Origin of the sequence: Janthinobacterium sp. 67 (genome assembly GCF_002797895.1) — a bacterium.
In the GTDB taxonomy this organism is placed as follows: domain Bacteria; phylum Pseudomonadota; class Gammaproteobacteria; order Burkholderiales; family Burkholderiaceae_D; genus Janthinobacterium.
Map to the genome: position 1 here is coordinate 4,643,661 of NZ_PGES01000001.1, position 19,231 is coordinate 4,662,891.

Here is a 19,231-nt window from a genome sequence, read left to right on the forward strand (position 1 = left end):
CTGCGGCGCGACCGGCTTTTTGCCTGTTGCGCCGCAGTGTTTTAATTTTCGGGGTGTTTTTGCACCCCATTTTCGAGGATTCCTGGTCGCGGGAATCTTCATAACACAAGGCGCAAGCCTTGTTCTTCTTGGAGTATCACATGAAAGTTATCGCATTCAAACGCGAATTGCAAGGTTCCGGAGCGAGCCGCCGCCTGCGCATTTCCGGCCAAACCCCTGGTATCGTTTACGGCGGCGCTGAAGCCCCGGTACTGATCTCGCTGGATCACAACGCCCTGTACCACGCGTTGAAAAAAGAAGTGTTCCACTCGTCGATCCTGGATCTGGAAATCGACGGCGTTTCCCAGCAAGTTCTGCTGCGCGACTTCCAAGTCCACGCATACAAACAACTGGTTCTGCACGCTGACTTCCAGCGCGTTGACGCATCGCAGCCTGTCCACGTGAAAGTTGCCCTGCACTTCACGAACGCTGACGTTTCCCCAGCAGTCAAACTGCACGGCGCGACCATCAGCCACGTTGCCAACGAAATCGAAGTCGCTTGCCTGCCAGGTCAGCTGCCAGAATTCATCAACGTTGACCTGTCGAACATCGACGTTGGTCACTCGCTGCACGTAGGCGACCTGGTCCTGCCAGCTGGCGTGACCGCTGTCACCCACGGCGCCAACCTGACCATCGCTACCGCTTCGGTACCGGCTGGCCACGTTGCTGCTGAAGCCGCTGCTGCTGAAGTTGTTGCTGACAAGAAGTAATTTTGCCGCCGCAGCAATGCGGTAGTCGCAAGGAAAAACCCGCCAGGTTCGCCGCGCGGGTTTTTTTCTGCCTGTTTTCACCGATAATGCTTTCTTTTACATTGCAGACACAGCCATGCCCATACGCCTGATCGTCGGCCTCGGCAATCCGGGACCCGAATACGAACAAACCCGCCACAATGCCGGCTTCTGGCTGGTGGACAATCTTGCCAATAGCTTGCCCGGCACGCGTTTGCAGCGCGACTCACGCTATAACGCCATGCTGGCGAAAACGTCGATAGGCGGCAAGGAAGTCTGGCTGCTCGAACCGCTGACCTTCATGAACCGCTCGGGCCAGTCCGTGGGCGCGCTGGCGCGCTTCTTCAAGATCGCCGCCGATGAAGTGCTCGTCGTGCACGACGAACTCGACCTGATGCCCGGCATCGCGCGCCTGAAAAAGGGCGGCTCGGCCGGCGGCCACAATGGCTTGAAAGACATCACGGCCGCGCTGGGCACGCAGGATTACTGGCGCTTGCGCCTGGGCATCGGCCACCCGCGCACCCTGAGCCTGCAGCAGCAGGTGGCCGACTTCGTGCTGCACCGCCCGCGCCGCGAAGACCAGGAACTGATCGAGCAAGCGATCGAAAAATCCTTGCAGGTGATGCCGCAGATCGTCGAAGGCAAGTTCGAGGCGGCGACCATGAAACTGCATACGGCCTGAGAACAGGGCCTGATGGCGTCACGATGCGGCTGTTTTGGCGCCATTTGCCCATCATCGGGCTTTTGAAGCGCGCGGGACACGGGTACAATTGACCCCTTGAAACGCAGCACACGCACTATCCCCGGAAAAGGGCGAACCATCGCCCGTTTTCCCTAACAGCACGGCAAGCACGCCGATAGACGGCGCCATGTGCTTTGATTATTAAAGGTTTTCCATGAGTCTCCAATGCGGTATCGTCGGCTTGCCGAACGTCGGCAAGTCCACCCTGTTCAATGCACTGACGAAAGCCGGCATCCCGGCTGAAAACTATCCGTTCTGCACCATCGAGCCGAACGTCGGCGTCGTCGAAGTGCCGGATCCGCGCATGGATGCGCTGGCCGCCATCGTCAAGCCGGAACGCATGGTCAACGCCATCGTGGAATTCGTCGACATCGCCGGCCTGGTGGCAGGCGCATCGAAGGGCGAGGGCCTGGGCAACCAGTTCCTGTCGCACATTCGCGAAACGGACGCCATCGTCAACGTCGTGCGCTGCTTCGAAGATGACAACGTCATCCACGTGGCCGGCAAGATCAACCCGCTCGACGATATCGAAGTCATCCAGACCGAACTGGCGCTGGCCGACATGGGCACCGTCGAAAAAGCCATCCACCGCGAAAACAAGAAAGCCCGCTCGGGCGACAAGGACGCGGCCAAGCTGCTGGCCATCATGGAACGCATGATGCCTTACCTGAACGACGCCAAACCCGTGCGCGCGATGGGCCTGGATGCCGACGAAATGGAACTGATCAAGCCGCTGTGCCTGATCACGGCCAAGCCGGCCATGTTCGTGGCCAACGTGTCCGATTCGGGCTTCACGGACAACCCGCTGCTGGACCAGCTGACGGCCTATGCGCAATCGCAAAACGCCCCCATCGTCGCCATCTGCGCCGCGCTGGAAGCGGAAATCGCCGACCTGGACGACGCCGACAAGGGTGCTTTCCTGGCCGACATGGGCATGGAAGAGCCAGGCCTGGACCGCTTGATCCGCGCCGGCTACAAGCTGCTGGGCCTGCAAACCTACTTCACGGCAGGCGTGAAGGAAGTGCGCGCGTGGACCGTTCCCGTGGGCGCCACGGCGCCGCAAGCGGCCGGCGTGATCCACACCGACTTCGAACGCGGCTTCATCCGCGCGCAAACCATCGCCTATGACGACTTCATCGCCTACAAGGGCGAAGCGGGCGCCAAGGAAGCGGGCAAGATGCGCGCCGAGGGCAAGGAATACGTGGTCAAGGATGGCGACGTGCTGAACTTCCTGTTCAACGTCTAACCCCGACGCGCTCCCGTATGGCGCCACCGAGAACCCTGCAAGTCATTGATTTGCAGGGTTTTTTATTGCCCGCATGGCCAGCATGTCTGCGCTGGGGCGATTCTCTAGTCTTCACGGCCCCGCGCCAGGCTCTCCGAGCGTCGCCACGTCCACATCAGCCCGATGCCGGCCGAGGTGCCGCTGTTCTGGCGCAGCAGGGGGCTGGCGCGGTTGGCGGCACCCGTGTAGTTGTCGTAGCGTACAAAGGCAAAGGCGCGCCAGTCCCGTTGTAGCCGGTACGAAGCACCGAGGCTCAGCCGTGTGAGCATCAGCCCGCTTTTTGCCGCATACGCGGGGCGCTGAGCGGTGGCAAACGCGGGGTCCACGCCATATAAGTAATCGTTGATGGCGGCATTGCCCAGCATGGCGCCCAGGCTGGCGTCGACATGCCAGGCCTGCTGTTCGCCTTGCAGCGCGTAGACGAGGCGCGGCTCGAACGTGGCGCCCTGGCGTCGCAGGCCGCCGCGCGCTTCGATGACGGCGCGCAAGGGCAGTTCCAGCCCCAGGCGGCTGTGCTGCGTGGGTTCGGCCAGCTTGATTTTCAGGCGCGGGCCAAATTCCACCAGGGTGCCCAGGTCCGGCATGCCGCGCCGGGCCGGCACGTCGCTGGAGCGGGCCGGCAAGGACAGGGCAAAACCGATATCGAAGTCGAGGCGCTCCGTGTCGAACAGGCGCGCGCCCACGCCGGAGCGGTCGGCGCGCAAGACTTTGCCGCGATAAATCAGATAGGGCAGGGCCAGGCTGCGCGTCGAGCGTTCGCTGGCGCCCGGATAGGCGGGCGTGACGGCCGTGCCGCCAAACACGCCCGCTTCCCATAATGGCAGCGGTGCTTCGGCGGCGCGGGCCGGCGCCATGGCGAAGCAGAAGGCCGATGCCGCCAGCAATGCGCGCGCGGCGTTCATCGGGGCACGGCGCAAGGTTTGCCGGCGAGCAGCGAGTCCAGCGCCTTGTCGCTGAGGGCGCTCGATTGGCCGCTTTTCTTTGCCAGCGCGATGGCGCTGCGGAAATGAAAGGCGGCCGCGTCGTCGCGGCAGGCGGCGCTGGCGGCCCGTCCCGCCTCGTGGTGCAGCCGCGCCTGCCAAGCGGGATCGCCATGGCCCAGTTCGACATTATCGGCGGCGTCCGCGTAGTTGCGCATGGCTTGCGTCCAGTCGCCCTGGCTGGCCGCTTCCCGCGCGAACTGCTCCTGTTGCGCCGCCGTGCGCAGTTCGATTTGCGTGGCGCAGGCGCCCAGCGCCATCAGGACGAACGGCAGGACGAGGCGAGACCGGATGTGCAGGAGTGTGGACATGGCGCCACTGTAGCGTATGGGAAGGGGCGCACGTTTGCGCAGAACGCGCGAATCGGGGCTTTTTTGTAGCACTGATGACATATAATTTGCACACGACTTTGTTATCTTTGACACATCACCGAACAGGAGCACCATGTTTTCACGTAAATTTCATTCTTGTGCACAGCTGATGCTGGCTACCTTGCTGATGGGTTTTGTCGCAGCCTCCCCTGCGCGCGCGCAACAGGCGGCTGTCAAGTTGCCGAACGTGGTGATCCTGGCAACAGGCGGCACCATCGCCGGCAGCGGCGCCGACAGCACGACCACCGTCGGCTACACCTCGGCCACCGTCGGCGTCGAGCGCCTGATCGCGGCCGTGCCGGAACTGAAGAAAGTGGCAAACGTAAAAGGCGAGCAAGTATTCCAGATCGCCAGTGAAAGCATGGGCAACAGCCACTGGCTGACCCTGGCCAAGCGCATCAACGTGCTGCTGGCCTCGAACGACGTCGACGGCGTGGTCGTCACGCACGGCACGGACACCATCGAAGAAACGGCGTATTTCCTGAACCTGACCGTGAAAAGCCACAAGCCGGTCGTCGTGGTGGGCGCCATGCGTCCATCAACGGCCATCTCGGCTGACGGTCCGATCAACCTGTACAACGCCGTGTTGCTGGCCGGTAGCAAGGAAGCCGTGGGCAAGGGCGTGCTGGTCGCCTTGAACGACCAGATCAACGCCGCGCGTGAAGTGAGCAAAACCAACACTTCGACGACCGACACCTTCAAGTCGCCGGAACTGGGCATGCTCGGTTACATCCAGGGCAGCAAGCCTTACTTCTACCGCCAGTCGACGCGCAAGCACACCCTGGAAACGGAATTTGACATCAGCAAGCTCGATGCCCTGCCGCAAGTGGACATCGTCTATGGCTACGCCAACATGAACCGTGTCGGCATGGACGCCTTCATCGCCGCTGGCGCCAAGGGCATCATCCACGCTGGCGTGGGCGATGGCAGCGTGGCCGCGCAAATGAAGCCGGCCCTGGTGGAAGCGCGCCAGAAGGGCGTGCTGATCGTGCGTTCGAGCCGCGTCGGCCAAGGTATCGTGGCGCGCAATGGCGAAGCGAACGACGATGAACTCGACAGCGTCGTCTCCGACACCCTGAACCCGCAAAAAGCCCGCATCCTGCTGATGCTGGCCCTGACCAAAACGAACAGCACGCAAGAAATCCAGCGTATTTTCTACACGTATTGATCCTTGCCGCGCCAGGCCAGCCTCATCGGCTGGGCCTGGCTGATTTACGCTTGCCCGCTTTGCTGCCATACTTCGCCTCTGAATAACTTCCTGACAGAAGCAGCAACACTGTCTCCGGTTCATGGCCATCCTGTCCGACATCATTCTGTATCCCATCAAATCGTGCGCCGGCATCCATTTGCGCGAGGCGGTCCTGACGCGTTCAGGGCTGATGAGCGAACACGTGTTCGACCGCGAATGGATGGTGGTCGATGAGCAGGGCCGCTTCCTGACCCAGCGCGAATATCCGCGCATGGCGCTGATCGTGCCGTCCATCAAGGCTACCACCCTGGAATTGCGCGCGCCGGGCATGCTGCGCCTGGAAATCGAGCTGGGCTTGCCGCATCCGCAACTGGCGCCCATGCTCGAGGTGCAGGTGTGGGACGATAGCGTGCGCGCCTACGATTGCGACGACGTCACGGCCACCTGGTTTTCCAATGCCATCGGCGTGCCGTGCCGCCTGGCGCGCTTTCACCCGGACGTGGTGCGCGCCACCAGCACCACATGGACCAATGGCGTGGCTGCCGAGACCATGTTTGCCGATGGTTATCCGGTGCTGATCGCGGGCAATGCCTCGCTCGATGACGTGAATGACAAGCTGCGCGCGGCTGGCCGGGAGGCATTGCCGATGAACCGTTTCCGCCCCAACCTCGTCATCGGCGATATTGGCGCCTTCGAGGAAGACTACGCCGACTTCCTGCAATTCGGCGCGACCACCTTGAAACCCGTCAAGCCGTGCTCGCGCTGCCCGATCCCGTCGGTGGACCAGGCCACGGGCGTGCCAGGCCCGGACCCGCTCGACGTCATGCATGGCTATCGCGCCAAGCCCGAGCTCGACGGCGCCATCTGCTTCGGCATGAACGCCATCGTCACCGAAGGCGGCGATGAGCGTATCGTGGTGGGGCAGGACATCGGTTTCGAACTGGCATTTTAAGCATGGCGCCCGCATACAAGGGTTTAAGGTTTCTATGAATCAAGCAATACCGCCGGACCCGCGCATTGCCAGCCTCGAAGCCGAAAACCAGGCCCTGCGCGCGCGCATGGCCTATCTGCTGGAACAGGTCGAGCGCAACCACGACATCATGTGCCGCCACCAGGCGTTCGACCTGGAAATCGTCAGCGCGTCCACGTTTCCCGAGTTGATCGGCACCATCTTCCGCACCTTGCCCGTGATTTCCGACCTCGACGGCGTGACCTTGAGCCTGCTCGACGAAGATGACGATATCTTGCTGGTGATGGAAAAGCTGGGCGTCGATTTCAGCGCCTTCCCGCAATTGCTGTTCGTGCATGCCGTGGCCGAGCTGGGCTTTGCCGCACCACAGCCCGTGGCCGAAGGCGAAGCAGCCTTGCCGCCGCTGCCGCTGCTGGGACAGTTTGACGCGGCCGTGCATGGCCCCCGCTTTCCCGGCATCGATGCGCTGCGCAGCGTGGCGCTGGTGCCCTTGCTGCGCAACAAGCGCCTGATCGGCAGCCTGAACCTGGCCAGCAGCGACGTGACGCGCTTTACGCCTGCGCTGGGCACGGACTTCATCAAGCACATGGCGTCCATCATCGCCATTTGCCTGGAAAACGTGATCAGCAATGAAATGCTCAAATACATCGGCCTGACCGATTCCCTGACGGGCGTCTACAACCGCCGCTATATCGACCGCCGGCTGCTGGAAGAAATCGCCCGCGCGCGGCGCCAGAATTATTGCATCTCATGCATGTATATCGACATCGACCATTTTAAATTGGTCAATGACACGCATGGCCACCAGGGCGGCGATGAGGTGCTGCGCGAAGTGGCCACGCGCATCCGCACGGAATTGCGCCGCTCCGATGCGCTGGGCCGTTTCGGCGGCGAGGAATTCGTCGTGCTGCTGATCGATGCCAGCCTCGACAGCGCAACCTTCGTTGCCGAGCGCATCCGCGCCAGCATTGCCGGCACCATGTTCGACTTGCCTGGCAGCGCGCAGGCGTGGGTCAGCGTGTCGATCGGCGTGGCCAGCCTGGAAGCGGACGCTGCCCTGCTACCGATCGAAACGGTGGCGCAGCAACTGGTGGCGCACGCGGACCAGGCCCTGTACCAGGCCAAGGCGGCCGGGCGCAACAAGGTCGTCAGCTGGCAGGCGCAGCGCAGTTAATTATTTTAAAAGTAAAGTTTCCGCTTTTGCCACGGCGTCGGCCGTGCCGCGCAGCACCACCACGTCGCCGCTGGCCAGCTGCGTTTCGGGCGTGACTTCGAGGCGGCCGCGGCCGCGGCGGATCGCCGTCACAAACGCGCCGCAGCCGGCCACGTCGATCGCACTCAAGGGCAAGTCCACGCAATGCGCGCCGTCGCTGACGGTGACCGTATGCAGGCGCTCCAGCTCGGCATCGTCGCCCGCATCGCTGGTGCCATGGAAATAACCGCGCAAGGAGGCATAGCGTTCCTCGCGCGCCGCCTGCACCCGGTGCACGACGCGGCGCAGGGGCACGCCCATCATGATCAGCGCGTGTGAAGCGAGCATCAGGCTGCCTTCCATCAATTCCGGCACCACTTCGGCCGCGCCCGCCTTTTTGAGTTGGTCGAGGTCGCTATCATCGTGGCTGCGCACGATGACGGGCAAGGTCGGCGCCATTTCATTGAGCAAATGCAATAACCGCAGCGCCGACGGCGTGTTGGCATACGTGATGACCACGGCGCTGGCCCGGTAGATGCCGGCCGCCACCAGGCTTTCGCGCCGGCCCGCGTCGCCATACGAGACGTTGGCGCCGGCCAGCTGCGCTTCCTGCACCCGTTCCGGGTCCAGGTCCAGCGCGTGGTATTCGATCTTTTCTTCCGCCAGCAGGGTGGCCAGGCTTTGCCCGCTGCGCCCGAAGCCGGCGATCAGCACGTGTTTCTGCGACGCCATGGTGCGCGTGGCAATCTTCGTCAGCGCCAGCGATTGCATCATCCAGTCGTTGGCCGCCAGTTTCATGACGATGGCGTCGGACTTGGCGATGAGGAAGGGCGCCACCAGCATCGACAGCACCATCGAGGCCAGCACCACCTGCACGACGAACGGGTCCATCAGCTTGATGCCGCCAGCCAGGTTCAGCAGCACGAAGCCGAACTCGCCCGCCTGCGCCAGCCCCAGACCCGTGCGCAGGGCCACGCCGTTGCTGGACCCGAACAGCCGGGCCAGCCCCGCGATCAGGGCAAATTTCAGCAGCACGGGGCCGCACAGCAGGAGCAGCACGAGCCACCAGTTCTCAAAGACGACGCGGATATTGAGCAGCATGCCGACGGTGATGAAGAACAGGCCCAGCAGCACGTCGCGGAACGGTTTGATGTCCTCTTCCACCTGGTGCTTGAATTCCGTCTCGGAAATGAGCATGCCGGCAACAAATGCGCCCAGGGCCAGCGACAGCCCGGCCCGCTCCGTGATCCACGCCGCGCCCAGGGTAATCAAGAGCAGGTTGAGCATGAACAATTCTTGCGAGCGGCGCTTGGCAACGATGGTCAGCCAGCCGCGCACCATCTTCTGGCCGATGAACAGCAGCAAGATCAGCACGACCAGGGCCTTGCCGCCGGCCCAGGCCAGGGTTTCGGCCAGGTTGTCCGAATCGCGCGTGAGGGCGGGAATCAGGATCAGCAGGGGCACGACGGCCAAGTCCTGGAACAGCAAGATGCCGATGATCTTGCGGCCGTGCTCGCTTTCGAGTTCCAGCCGTTCCGTGAGCATTTTCGACACGATGGCCGTCGACGACATGGCCAGCGCGCCACCCAGGGCGAACGCGGCTTGCCAGCTCAGGTGGACGTAGGCGGACAGGTAGCGTCCGACGAACCAGCCGAAGACGACGGTGGCGATGATGGTGGTGACCACCTGCGCCATGCCAAGGCCGAAGACGATGCGCCGCATGGCGAGGAACTTGGGCAGGGAAAATTCGAGTCCGATGGAAAACATCAGAAAGACGACGCCGAACTCGGCCAAGGTATGGCTGGCCTCGTTTTCGGCCGCCAGGCCCAGCGCGTGGGGGCCGATGACGATGCCAACGGCCAGGTAGCCCAGCATGGGCGGCAAATGCAACATTCTGAAAGCGACCACGCCCAGCACGGCGCTGCCGAGTAACATCAGGGTCAGTTCAAGCGAGGAAAACATGGGTTGCCCGGTGCGGTCAATGGAAATCGTTGTTTGTTGTGACTGGCAAGTTTTTTGCTTTCCTAATTCGTTTATACTTTGGGCATGAGTGTAACCCATGAAAAAACAATGCTGAAAGCTTTTGATCGAATTGACATGCAAGCGACGACCGAGCGCGCCGTTGCGCTAGCCCGCACCACCTTGCAGATCGAGTCCGACGCCATCGTTGCGCTGCACGCGCGCCTGGCCACGGACGACAGCGTGGGCCGCGCCGTGGCGCTGTTGCTCCAATGCAAAGGAAGAGTCGTCGTCTCCGGCATCGGCAAGTCCGGCCATATCGCGCGCAAGATTGCCGCCACCCTCGCGTCCACCGGTACGCCGGCCCTGTTCGTGCATCCGGCCGAAGCGGCCCATGGCGACCTGGGCATGGTCACCTCGGACGATGCTTTTATTGCCATATCGTACTCGGGCGAATCGTCCGAGCTGATGGCCATCATGCCCGTCGTCAAGCGCATGGGCGGCGTACTGATTTCCATGACGGGCAAGCCGAATTCCAGCCTGGCCCAGCTGGCCGACGTGCACCTGGATATTTCTGTTGAAAAAGAAGCCTGTCCGCTGAACCTGGCGCCGACGGCCAGCACTACCGTCACCCTGGCCCTGGGCGACGCCATCGCCGTGGCCTTGCTCGACTTGCGCGGCTTCAAGGAAGAAGATTTTGCCCGCTCGCACCCGGGCGGCGCCCTGGGCCGCCGCCTGCTCACGCACGTGCATGACGTCATGCGCAGCGGCGAACGCGTACCCAAGGTGCCCGTTGAGGCATCCCTGCTGCAGGCGCTGGAAGAAATGACGAAGAAGGGCATGGGCATGACGGCCATCGTCGATGCCGACAACCGTCCCGTGGGCGTGTTTACGGATGGCGACTTGCGCCGCATGTTCGAGCGCGTGCAGGACTTCACGCAAGTGGCGATCCGCGACGTCATGCATGCGCAGCCGCGCAGCATCGCGCCCGAACGCCTGGCCGTCGATGCCGTGGCCGTGATGGAGCAGTTCCGCATCAACCAGATGCTCGTCGTCGATGCCGACGGCAAGCTGGTGGGCGCGCTGCATATCCATGACCTGACGCAAGCGAAGGTGATCTGATGGACAGCGTGGCGGACAACCTGGCACGCGCGGCCAAGGTCAAACTGATGATCTTTGACGTCGATGGCGTGCTCACCGACGGCAGCCTGCATTTCGGCCCCGATGGCGAGATGATGAAAACGTTTAATGTGTATGATGGCCTGGGCATCAAGCTGCTGCAGGAATCGGGCGTGCAGACGGCCATCATCAGCGCGCGCCGCTCGGCCATCACGGCGCGCCGCGCGCAGGACCTGGGCATTACCCACGTGCACCAGGGCGGTCACGACAAGCTGACGCCGTTTCGTGAACTGCTGGCGCTTACGGGCTTGACGGAAGAGCAATGCGGCTATATCGGCGACGACGTCATCGATGCGCCCATCCTGAAACGCGTGGGCTTTGCCGTCAGCGTGCCGGGCGGGCGTCCGGAAGCGCAGGGCCTGGCGCACCATGTGACGCAGGCCGGCGGCGGCCGTGGCGCCGTGCGCGAGATCTGCGAATTCCTGCTGCGCGCGCAGGACAACTATACGCGCGTCATGGCGCCGTTCCTGGAGTGAGGCGCGCCGCCTCGCCAGTGACATTTGAAAGAGTAAAGTCCTATGCGTAAGCCAGGAGGCGCCCATCGCTGGCGCATCATTTTCACCGTGCTGGGCGCGGTTGTCGTCGCGCTGGGCAGCTTTTGGCTGCTCGAAGTGATGAACAAGAATGGCCAGGATGCCATGCCCAGCAAGCACTTGGATGAGCCCGACTATTTCATCACCAATTTCAGCCTGGTGCGCATGGACTTGACGGGTAAGCCCAGCTATATCGTGTCGGGCACCAAGCTCACGCATTATCCTGCCGACGATTCGTCCGACATCGACCAGCCCTTCGTGCGCAAGCTCACGCCGGGCATGCCGCCGTTGAACATGAACGCGGAACTGGCGCACATCGACCAGGACAATACCCGGCTGCAACTGCACCGCAATGTCGTGATCGACCGCGTGGCCAGTCCGAAGGCGCAGAACCTGACGATCAAGACGGAAGCGCTGACGGTGTTTCCGGACGAGGAAAGAATGGAAACGGACGTGCCTGTCGATATCCTGACGGGCACCTCGCGCCTCAATGGCATCGGCATGAAAGCCAATAACGCCACCGGCGAGGTGGAAGTGCAGAATGCGCTGCGCATGGTCCTCCCGCCGAAACCGCGCCCGGCCGCGGCGGCAAAATGACAGAATGAAACAAGGAAACCATACTATGAAGAACATCTTGCTGTTGACCGTATTTTCTCTGGGCATCATGGGCGCGGCGCATGCCGAGAAGGCCGATTCCGAGAAGGAAGCCGTCATCACGGCGCGTAGCGGCCACGTCGATGACGTCAAGCAGATCCGCACCCTGACGGGCGACGTCGTGCTGGTCAAGGGCACCCTGACCATGAAGGCGGGCCGGGCCCTGATCACGGAAGACCCGCAAGGCTACCAGTTCATCACCTTCTGGGCCGATCCCGGCAAGCTGGCCACCTTCCGCCAGAAGCGCGATGGCGCGGGCGACCTGTGGATCGAAGGCGAAGCGGAGCGCGTGGAATACGACAACAAGACGGAAGTGGTGAAACTGTTTTCCAAGGCCAAGGTAACGCGCCTGGAAGGCACGAAAGTGACCGACGTGGCCAACGGCGCGTTCATCTCGTATGACAGCCGCAAGGAAGTATTCCAGATGGAAAATACCAACAGCGGCACCAGCACGCCCGATGGCGGCAGCGTGCGCATGGTGATCCAGCCGAAGACCAAGGCGCCGGCGGCGGAGAAAGCGCCGGCCACGCCTGCGCCAGGAACGAAATAATGGACAATACTCGTTGCGGCAGCACCCTGATCGTTCGCGGTCTGCAAAAAACCTATGGCAAGCGGCAAGTCGTGCATGATGTTTCGCTGCAAGTCGAATGCGGTGAAGTGGTGGGGTTGCTGGGCCCGAACGGCGCCGGCAAGACTACCTCGTTCTACATGATCGTCGGCCTGGTGCCGTCGGACGGCGGCAGCATCGACATCAGCGGCGTGGACATTTCCAGCCTGCCGATCCATCGCCGCGCGCAGATGGGCCTGTCCTATCTGCCGCAGGAAGCGTCCGTGTTCCGCAAGCTGACGGTGGAAGACAATATCCGCGCCGTGCTGGAAATCCAGACCGTCGAAGGCCGCCCCCTGAAGAAGGCCGAGATCGAGGAACGTCTGGATAAATTGCTGGCCGACTTGCAGATTGAAAAGTTGCGCGAGAACCAGGCCTTGTCCCTGTCGGGCGGCGAGCGCCGCCGCGTGGAAATCGCCCGCGCGCTGGCCACCGATCCCCGTTTCGTGCTGCTTGACGAGCCGTTCGCCGGTGTCGATCCGATCGCCGTGATCGAGATCCAGCGCATCGTGCGCTTCTTGAAGGAGCGCAATATCGGCGTGCTCATCACCGATCATAATGTGCGCGAGACGCTGGGTATTTGCGACCGTGCCTACATCATCAACCAGGGCTCGGTGCTGGCGTCGGGACGCCCCGACGACATCATCGCGAACGAGTCGGTACGCCGGGTCTATCTGGGCGAACACTTCCGTATGTGAGCCAATGAAACAATCATTGCAGCTGCGCACCTCGCAGCACCTGGCACTGACGCCGCAGTTGCAGCAATCGATACGCCTGTTGCAATTGTCTACCCTGGAATTGCACCAGGAACTAGAGCAACTGCTGACGGACAATCCCCTGCTCGAACGGCTCGACGATCCGCTCGACCGTTCGCTGCGCCTGCTGTCCGATGGCGCCTTGAGTTCGACGGCCGCGCCGGCCGAAGCGCCGCCCCAGCCGCCAGGCCAGGAGGCGCCCGCGGCGCCGGCTGAAGCGGAAACCTTTGACGGCGAGGCGGGCGAGGGCCCGGCCGCCGTGGATGGCGGCGACAGCGACTGGAGCGAGGCGAGCCGGGGCAAGGCGCCCGACGACGAAGATTCCCGTCCGCAACTGGAAGCCCATCACTGCACCCTGCGCGAACACCTGATGGAGCAGATGCGCGTGACGGTGCTCGAATTGCGCGACCGCGCGCTGGTCGAGCTGATCATCGACGCGCTCGACGACAATGGCTACCTGGAAGAGTCGCTCGACGACATCCTGGCGCGCCTGCCGGAAGAGCTGGAAATCGACGCGGACGAGATGCGCACGGCCCTGGCGCTGCTGCAAAGTTTCGATCCGCCCGGCGTGGGCGCGCGCAATGCGTCCGAATGTCTGGCCCTGCAGATCAAGCGCTTGCCGCAGGTTGCCATGGTGACGCGGCGCATGGCCCTCGTCATCGTGGAAAAGCACCTGGCCTGGTTTGCCCAGCGTGATTTCAACAAGCTGAAAAAAGCCCTCGATTGCGACGATGAAGACTTGCGCGAAGCGCAGACGGTGATTCGCCAATGCAACCCGCATCCGGGTGCCGTGTTCGCCTCTGACGTGTCCGATTACGTGGTGCCCGACGTCGTCGTCAAGCGCGCGCGCAATGGCTGGCAAGTGACCCTGAACAACGACGTCATGCCGCGCCTGCGCGTGAACGCCATGTACGCCAACCTGCTCAAGCAGGGCAAGGGCGAAGGTGCCATGGGCGCACAGTTGCAGGAAGCCAAGTGGCTGATCAAGAATATGCGCCAGCGCTTCGACACCATCCTGCGCGTGGCACAGGCGATAGTAGAAAGACAAAAGAACTTTTTCTCGCATGGGGCCGTTGCCATGCGCCCCCTTGTGCTCCGTGAAATAGCTGATACACTGGGTTTACACGAGAGTACTATCTCGCGGGTAACAACTCAAAAGTACATGCTGACCCCGCACGGCATGTTCGAGTTGAAATATTTCTTTGGTAGCCACGTCGCCACCGAAGCGGGGGGCGAAGCGTCATCGACGGCGATACGGGCATTGATCGTGCAACTGACAGGAGCAGAAGACCCTAAAAATCCTTTATCCGACAGTAAGATTGCGGACATGCTGGGGGAACAAGGCATGGTGATTGCGCGACGTACTGTTGCCAAATACCGGGAAGCATTAAAAATTCCGCCAGTGAGCCTGCGTAAGTGTTTGTAAGTTTTTTTCGGTTCCTCTGCGGGCCGGATACGATGGACCGCACGAACCCGATCATCTTTAGGAGTGTGTATGAATCTCACCATCAGCGGACATCATCTCGAAGTGACACCAGCCATCCGTGAATACGTACAAACGAAGCTGGAGCGCGTGAAACGTCATTTCGATCAAGTCATCGATATCGCCGTGATTCTGACCGTGGATAACCTCAAAGAGAAAGAAAAACGTCAAAAGGCCGAAGTCAACCTGCGTCTGAGTGGCAAGACCGTCTATGTGGAAAGCCTGGCGCAAGACTTGTACGCCGCAATCGATGCCCTGATCGACAAGCTCGATAGGCAAGTGATGAAATACAAAACCAAAGTGCAAGGGCACGGTAAAGAGGCGATCAAGCATCTGCCAGACAGCTCGGAAGAAGAATTCGCCCCCGCCTAAGCGGCCTGCGACTTTCAACCGGTTGTGATCAACTAAGGGCGCACATTGCGCCCTTTTTTGCGCCCAGCGGAACGCAATGTTCCCCGCGCAGGCGCTAGAATGTTTGCACTTTCACTTCTTTCCTGCCTGCCATGAGCGACTTCGTCCAGACTGCCATCCGCAACCGCACGGGCCACATCGTGCTCGACCGTCCGAAAGCCTTGAATTCCCTGTCGCTGGACATGGTGCGCGCCCTGAGCGCGGCCCTGCTGGTCTGGCGCGATGATCCCCAGGTGGACGCCGTCGTGATCCGCTCCAGCAGCGAGAAGGGCCTGTGCGCCGGCGGCGACATCCGTTTCTTTTACGATGCGGGCCTGGCCACGCCGCAAGGCGGCAGTGCCTTGCTGGAAGATTTCTTTACGGAAGAATACGCTTTGAATCATTTGATTCATTTCTATCCGAAACCGTATATTGCCGTGATGGATGGCGTGGTGATGGGCGGGGGCATGGGCGTGGCGCAAGCTAGCCCCGGCAACTGCCTGCGCATCGTCACGGGCCGCACGCGCATGGCCATGCCGGAAGTCAATATCGGCCTGTTTCCGGACGTGGGCGGCAGCTATTTCCTGTCCCGCCTGGCTGGACAGCTGGGTCTGTACCTGGGCTTGACGGGCTTGACGATCAACGCGGCCGACGCCCTGTACACGGGCCTGGCCGATGTCTACCTGCCCGAAGCGCAGGTGGGGGCCCTGCTGGACCTGTTCGAATCGACGCCGGGCGAGGCCTTGCCGGTGGCGATCAAGGCCCTGGCGGCGCCGTTCCAGGCCAAGGCGGGCGTTTCGTCCCTGGCCACGGCGCGCGCGGCGCTGGATCGCCATTTCAGCGCTGGCTCCGTGGCAGCCATCATGGCCTCGCTGGCGCAGGACGACGGTGCGTTCGCCAGCAAGGCCTTGGCGGCCATGCGCCTGCGCTCGCCCCTGATGATGTCCGTGACGTTGGAATTGCTGCAGCGGGGCGCCCACCTGGGCGTGGCCGATTGCCTGCGCATGGAACGCACGGTGGTGCGCCACAATTTCGAACATGGCGAAGTGCTCGAGGGCGTGCGCGCGCTGGTGGTCGACAAGGATAATGCGCCGCGCTGGAATCCATCAAGCCTGGACGAGGTCGACGCGGCCATGGTGGCGCGCTTCTTCGCTCCCGTCTGGCCGGCGCAAGCGCATCCGCTGCGCCACCTGAATTAAACTAGGCGCGTTCGCGGTGGCGCAAGACGACGCGTTCGTTGGGCCCGAAGTATTGCGCCAGCCGTTCCGCCATGTACACGGAGCGGTGCTGGCCGCCCGTGCAGCCCAGGGCCACCGTCAGGTAGCTGCGGTTGTCGGACTTGAATGATGGCAACCATTTCTCGATGAAGGCGCGTATGTCGGCCAGCAATTCCAGCGCGCTCGGCTGCGCGTCGAGGAAGGCGATCACGGGCGCGTCGCGTCCGTCGAGGGGGCGCAGGGCCAGGTCGTAATAGGGGTTCGGCAAGGCCCGCACATCGAAGACGAAGTCGGCGTCCAGCGGCACGCCCAGCTTGAAGGCGAACGATTCGAAGAACAGGGTCAGCGGTGCACGCTCGGAGGCGACGATATCCTTGATCCAGGCGCGCAGCTTGTTGGCGCTCAGCTCCGACGTGTCGATCACGTGGCCCAGCTGTTCGATGGCCGACAGGCGCTCGCGTTCTTCCGAGATGCATTCGATCAGGGTGCGGCGGCTGGCCGGATTCTGGTTCGGACGCAGTTCGTGCGACAGCGGATGGCTGCGCCGCGTTTCCGAGAAGCGCGCCACCAGCGAATGCGTGGTAGCCGTCAAGAACATGACCTTGACGTCGTGCCCCTGGTCGCGCAGCAGGGCCACATTGTGCGGCAGGCTGACGAGCGACTCGGCGCTGCGCGCATCGACGGCGACGGCCAGTTGCGGTGTGCCTTCGTCGAGCAGGGTTTGCACCAGGCTGGGCAGCAAGGCCGGTGGCAGGTTGTCGACACAATAGTAGCCGGCATCTTCCAGCACATTGAGCGCGACGGATTTACCGGAGCCGGATATTCCGGTGATAAGGACGATATGCATAGCCCGATCATACAATAAAGACCGGTGCTCTGCTCCCAAGGCAATTATCTTTACAAACTATTGCAATTTCATATGTGTATTTCGTAGGTCGGCTTAGCGCAAAGCGGTGCAGCAGGGAATTCACGCAGCATGGCTGCGTGCCTGCGTAACGGTCCTCGCTTGCAAGCGAGGGCTCCTGCTGACACCCGCTAACAATGTCGTCGGATTACGCGGGGCCTTGCCCCGCTAGTCCGACCTACGTTGCTAATCCCCGCTCATGGCGAGTCGTTGGTGCAGCCGGGAATTCACGCAGCACGGCTGCATGCTTGCGTAACGGTTCGCCCTTGCAAGGGCGAACTCCTTGGCAACATTAATCGCCACTCATGGCGAGTCGTTGGTGCAGCAGGGAATTCACGCAGCGCTGCTGCGTGCCTGCGTAACGGTTCGCCCTTGCAAGGGCGAACTCCTTGGCAACATTAATCGCCACTCATGGCGAGTCGTTGGTGCAGCAGGGAATTCACGCAGCACGGCTGCGTGCCTGCGTAACGGTTCGCCCTTGCAAGGGCGAACTCCTTGGCAACATTAATCGCCACTCATGGCGAGTCGTTGCCGTTCCATGAACTCCTGCAAGGTATCGATGCCGCGCAGTTGCAGAATGGTATTGCGCACGGCCGCTTCCAGCAGCACGGCGATGTTGCGGCCGGCGGCGACGGGGATGACGACCTTGCGCACGGGCAGGCCCAGCACGTCTTCCGTGGGGAACAGGAAAGGCAGGCGCTCGACTTCCTCTTCCAGCGCGTTGCGGCGCACGAGGTGCACGATCAGTTTCAGGCGCATCTTGCGGCGCACGGCCGTTTCGCCAAAGATGGCCTTGATGTCGAGCAAGCCCAGGCCCCGTACTTCCAGCAGGTTCTGCAGCAGGGGCGGGCAGCGGCCTTCGATCATGTTCGGTGCGATGCGCGAGAATTCGACGGCGTCGTCGGCCACCAGGCCGTGGCTGCGCGAAATCAGCTCCAGCCCCAGTTCGCTCTTGCCCAGGCCCGAGTCGCCCGTGATCAGCACGCCTACGCCCAGCACGTCCATGAACACGCCATGCATGATGATGCGTTGCGCCAGTTTTTTCGACAGGTAGACGCGCAGGAAGTCGATCACTTGCGCGGCCGGCAGCGGAGTGGAGAACAGGGGAATGTTTTGCTCGTCGCAGATGGCGAGGATGTCGGGCGGCGTTTCCAGCCCTTGCGCGATGATCAGCGCGGGCGGGCCGCCGGCGATCAGTTCGCCGATCACGTGGGTGCGCGTGTTGACCTTCAGGCGCTGGTAGTAATTGATTTCCTGGTGGCCAAAGACCTGGATGCGGCCCGGATGGATCAGGTTCAAGTGGCCCACCTGGTCGGCGGCCGACGAGACGTCGCCCGAGATCAGGCGTTCGCCGCCGGGGAAGCCGGCGAACCAGCCCAGTTGCAGACTTTCACGATTATCGTCGTACAGGCGTTGTATCGTCAGTGGCGTTTGCAACATGGCGGTCTTCTTCAGGAGTGGAGGAATACCTGAAGTTTAACCTGCCGCTTGCAGACTGGGTTGCCAATTGACGATGCGCGAATGCACGGATTTCGGTTCCGGATCCGTGGCCAGCGCCGTGCGGAAGGCGTCATCGGAAAACATTTCGGCGATTTCCGACAGGATTTCCAGATGTTGCTGAGTGACATGATCGGGAATCAGCAGGAAAAACAACAGATTGACGGGCTTGCCATCGGGCGACTCGAAGGGAATCGGTTCGGCCAGGCGCACGAAGGCGCCCAGCGGCGATTTCAGGGTTTTGCTGCCCTTGACTCTGCCATGCGGCACGGCCACGCCATGGCCCAGACCGGTCGAGCCCAGGCGTTCGCGGGCAAACAGATTGTCCGAAACGGTAGAGCGGGCGATGCCGTAATTGTTTTCGAAGATCAGGCCGGCTTGCTCGAAGGCGCGCTTTTTACTGGAGACTTCCAGGTCCAGCAGGACGTTTTCGAGGGATAATATTTTGCTAAGATTAGTCATGACACTCAATGAAATGGTGCAATGCGCAGAGGGCTTGCGAGCCGAATTATAGGCCTGTTTCGGCGGCCTGTAACGCCAATTCTCAACAGTATACG

20 protein-coding genes are annotated in these 19,231 nt (G+C 62.0%); 14 read left to right on the plus strand and 6 right to left on the minus strand.

Going from position 1 to position 19,231, the window contains the following annotated elements; all coding sequences use genetic code 11:
• The first annotated feature begins 140 nt into the window (after positions 1-140).
• From CLU90_RS20820 to ychF, 3 genes are all read left to right on the plus strand, one after another.
• A complete protein-coding gene (locus CLU90_RS20820; RefSeq protein WP_100428833.1) occupies positions 141-749 on the plus strand; it encodes a 50S ribosomal protein L25/general stress protein Ctc in 609 nt (202 codons plus the stop codon).
• 115 nt (positions 750-864) lie between these two features.
• Entirely contained in the window at positions 865-1,449 is a 585-nt protein-coding gene (gene pth / locus CLU90_RS20825; RefSeq protein ID WP_076565268.1) for an aminoacyl-tRNA hydrolase, read from the plus strand.
• 214 nt (positions 1,450-1,663) lie between these two features.
• Positions 1,664-2,755 carry a redox-regulated ATPase YchF gene (ychF, locus tag CLU90_RS20830; protein ID WP_034753282.1) on the plus strand — a complete coding sequence of 364 codons (1,092 nt, stop codon included), beginning with the start codon at positions 1,664-1,666 and terminating at the stop codon, positions 2,753-2,755.
• Positions 2,756-2,859: 104 nt separating this feature from the next.
• On the opposite strand, the gene CLU90_RS20835 is transcribed toward ychF, so the two are convergent.
• Both CLU90_RS20835 and CLU90_RS20840 read right to left on the minus strand, forming a co-directional pair.
• A complete protein-coding gene (locus CLU90_RS20835; RefSeq protein WP_232731280.1) occupies positions 2,860-3,711 on the minus strand; it encodes a MipA/OmpV family protein in 852 nt (283 codons plus the stop codon).
• Positions 3,693-4,085, minus strand: coding sequence for a hypothetical protein (locus CLU90_RS20840; protein ID WP_139178482.1), 393 nt, complete (start codon positions 4,083-4,085; stop codon positions 3,693-3,695). The genes CLU90_RS20835 and CLU90_RS20840 overlap by 19 nt, the downstream gene beginning before the upstream one ends.
• Positions 4,086-4,218: 133 nt before the next feature.
• Here CLU90_RS20840 and CLU90_RS20845 point away from each other — a divergent pair, with 133 nt between their 5' ends.
• The 3 genes from CLU90_RS20845 (at position 4,219) to CLU90_RS20855 (ending at position 7,478) form a co-directional block, all read left to right on the plus strand.
• Positions 4,219-5,313, plus strand: a complete 1,095-nt coding sequence (locus CLU90_RS20845) for a type II asparaginase (RefSeq protein WP_092718362.1) — start codon at positions 4,219-4,221, stop codon at positions 5,311-5,313.
• Positions 5,314-5,434: 121 nt separating this feature from the next.
• Positions 5,435-6,286, plus strand: a complete 852-nt coding sequence (locus CLU90_RS20850) for an MOSC domain-containing protein (RefSeq protein ID WP_092718365.1) — start codon at positions 5,435-5,437, stop codon at positions 6,284-6,286.
• 34 nt (positions 6,287-6,320) lie between these two features.
• Entirely contained in the window at positions 6,321-7,478 is a 1,158-nt protein-coding gene (locus CLU90_RS20855; RefSeq protein WP_100428834.1) for a GGDEF domain-containing protein, read from the plus strand.
• On the opposite strand, the gene CLU90_RS20860 is transcribed toward CLU90_RS20855, so the two are convergent.
• Positions 7,479-9,458, minus strand: a complete 1,980-nt coding sequence (locus CLU90_RS20860) for a monovalent cation:proton antiporter family protein (protein WP_092718372.1) — start codon at positions 9,456-9,458, stop codon at positions 7,479-7,481.
• Positions 9,459-9,542: 84 nt separating this feature from the next.
• On the opposite strand from CLU90_RS20860, the gene CLU90_RS20865 reads away from it, so the two are divergent.
• The 8 genes from CLU90_RS20865 (at position 9,543) to CLU90_RS20900 (ending at position 16,255) form a co-directional block, all read left to right on the plus strand.
• On the plus strand, positions 9,543-10,577 hold the full coding sequence (locus CLU90_RS20865) for a KpsF/GutQ family sugar-phosphate isomerase (protein WP_374106893.1): 1,035 nt from the start codon (positions 9,543-9,545) through the stop codon (positions 10,575-10,577).
• Positions 10,577-11,110 (plus strand): KdsC family phosphatase, encoded by a 534-nt coding sequence (locus CLU90_RS20870; protein ID WP_092718378.1) that lies wholly within the window; start codon positions 10,577-10,579, stop codon positions 11,108-11,110. The genes CLU90_RS20865 and CLU90_RS20870 overlap by 1 nt, the downstream gene beginning before the upstream one ends.
• A gap of 42 nt (positions 11,111-11,152) precedes the next feature.
• Entirely contained in the window at positions 11,153-11,764 is a 612-nt protein-coding gene (gene lptC / locus CLU90_RS20875) for an LPS export ABC transporter periplasmic protein LptC (RefSeq protein ID WP_232731281.1), read from the plus strand.
• A gap of 25 nt (positions 11,765-11,789) precedes the next feature.
• Entirely contained in the window at positions 11,790-12,371 is a 582-nt protein-coding gene (gene lptA / locus CLU90_RS20880) for a lipopolysaccharide transport periplasmic protein LptA (protein WP_092718380.1), read from the plus strand.
• Complete coding sequence (lptB, locus tag CLU90_RS20885) at positions 12,371-13,126, plus strand: LPS export ABC transporter ATP-binding protein (RefSeq protein ID WP_034753325.1); 756 nt, start codon at positions 12,371-12,373, stop codon at positions 13,124-13,126. The genes lptA and lptB overlap by 1 nt, the downstream gene beginning before the upstream one ends.
• A gap of 4 nt (positions 13,127-13,130) precedes the next feature.
• Positions 13,131-14,609 (plus strand): RNA polymerase factor sigma-54, encoded by a 1,479-nt coding sequence (locus tag CLU90_RS20890; protein ID WP_092718383.1) that lies wholly within the window; start codon positions 13,131-13,133, stop codon positions 14,607-14,609.
• Between the two features lie 69 nt (positions 14,610-14,678).
• Positions 14,679-15,038, plus strand: coding sequence for a ribosome hibernation-promoting factor, HPF/YfiA family (gene hpf, locus CLU90_RS20895; RefSeq protein ID WP_086139003.1), 360 nt, complete (start codon positions 14,679-14,681; stop codon positions 15,036-15,038).
• A gap of 131 nt (positions 15,039-15,169) precedes the next feature.
• Positions 15,170-16,255 carry an enoyl-CoA hydratase/isomerase family protein gene (locus tag CLU90_RS20900; protein WP_092718385.1) on the plus strand — a complete coding sequence of 362 codons (1,086 nt, stop codon included), beginning with the start codon at positions 15,170-15,172 and terminating at the stop codon, positions 16,253-16,255.
• A gap of 1 nt (position 16,256) precedes the next feature.
• Here CLU90_RS20900 and rapZ read toward each other — a convergent pair whose 3' ends face one another.
• From rapZ to CLU90_RS20915, 3 genes are all read right to left on the minus strand, one after another.
• A complete protein-coding gene (gene rapZ, locus CLU90_RS20905; protein ID WP_092718387.1) occupies positions 16,257-17,120 on the minus strand; it encodes an RNase adapter RapZ in 864 nt (287 codons plus the stop codon).
• 561 nt (positions 17,121-17,681) lie between these two features.
• Positions 17,682-18,617 (minus strand): HPr(Ser) kinase/phosphatase, encoded by a 936-nt coding sequence (gene hprK, locus CLU90_RS20910; RefSeq protein ID WP_034753337.1) that lies wholly within the window; start codon positions 18,615-18,617, stop codon positions 17,682-17,684.
• 36 nt (positions 18,618-18,653) lie between these two features.
• Entirely contained in the window at positions 18,654-19,136 is a 483-nt protein-coding gene (locus CLU90_RS20915; RefSeq protein ID WP_034753339.1) for a PTS sugar transporter subunit IIA, read from the minus strand.
• Between the last annotated feature and the right edge of the window lie 95 nt (positions 19,137-19,231).

Bases quoted from the DNA above. Each gene is read 5' to 3' on its own strand.
- CLU90_RS20820 (WP_100428833.1), top strand. From the start codon at position 141: ATGAAAGTTATCGCATTCAAACGCGAATTGCAAGGTTCCGGAGCGAGC.
- pth (WP_076565268.1), top strand. From the start codon at position 865: ATGCCCATACGCCTGATCGTCGGCCTCGGCAATCCGGGACCCGAATAC.
- ychF (WP_034753282.1), top strand. From the start codon at position 1,664: ATGAGTCTCCAATGCGGTATCGTCGGCTTGCCGAACGTCGGCAAGTCC.
- CLU90_RS20840 (WP_139178482.1), bottom strand. From the start codon at position 4,085: ATGTCCACACTCCTGCACATCCGGTCTCGCCTCGTCCTGCCGTTCGTC.
- CLU90_RS20845 (WP_092718362.1), top strand. From the start codon at position 4,219: ATGTTTTCACGTAAATTTCATTCTTGTGCACAGCTGATGCTGGCTACC.
- CLU90_RS20850 (WP_092718365.1), top strand. From the start codon at position 5,435: ATGGCCATCCTGTCCGACATCATTCTGTATCCCATCAAATCGTGCGCC.
- CLU90_RS20855 (WP_100428834.1), top strand. From the start codon at position 6,321: ATGAATCAAGCAATACCGCCGGACCCGCGCATTGCCAGCCTCGAAGCC.
- CLU90_RS20860 (WP_092718372.1), bottom strand. From the start codon at position 9,458: ATGTTTTCCTCGCTTGAACTGACCCTGATGTTACTCGGCAGCGCCGTG.
- CLU90_RS20865 (WP_374106893.1), top strand. From the start codon at position 9,543: ATGAGTGTAACCCATGAAAAAACAATGCTGAAAGCTTTTGATCGAATT.
- CLU90_RS20870 (WP_092718378.1), top strand. From the start codon at position 10,577: ATGGACAGCGTGGCGGACAACCTGGCACGCGCGGCCAAGGTCAAACTG.
- lptC (WP_232731281.1), top strand. From the start codon at position 11,153: ATGCGTAAGCCAGGAGGCGCCCATCGCTGGCGCATCATTTTCACCGTG.
- lptA (WP_092718380.1), top strand. From the start codon at position 11,790: ATGAAGAACATCTTGCTGTTGACCGTATTTTCTCTGGGCATCATGGGC.
- lptB (WP_034753325.1), top strand. From the start codon at position 12,371: ATGGACAATACTCGTTGCGGCAGCACCCTGATCGTTCGCGGTCTGCAA.
- CLU90_RS20890 (WP_092718383.1), top strand. From the start codon at position 13,131: ATGAAACAATCATTGCAGCTGCGCACCTCGCAGCACCTGGCACTGACG.
- hpf (WP_086139003.1), top strand. From the start codon at position 14,679: ATGAATCTCACCATCAGCGGACATCATCTCGAAGTGACACCAGCCATC.
- CLU90_RS20900 (WP_092718385.1), top strand. From the start codon at position 15,170: ATGAGCGACTTCGTCCAGACTGCCATCCGCAACCGCACGGGCCACATC.
- rapZ (WP_092718387.1), bottom strand. From the start codon at position 17,120: ATGCATATCGTCCTTATCACCGGAATATCCGGCTCCGGTAAATCCGTC.
- hprK (WP_034753337.1), bottom strand. From the start codon at position 18,617: ATGTTGCAAACGCCACTGACGATACAACGCCTGTACGACGATAATCGT.
- CLU90_RS20915 (WP_034753339.1), bottom strand. From the start codon at position 19,136: ATGACTAATCTTAGCAAAATATTATCCCTCGAAAACGTCCTGCTGGAC.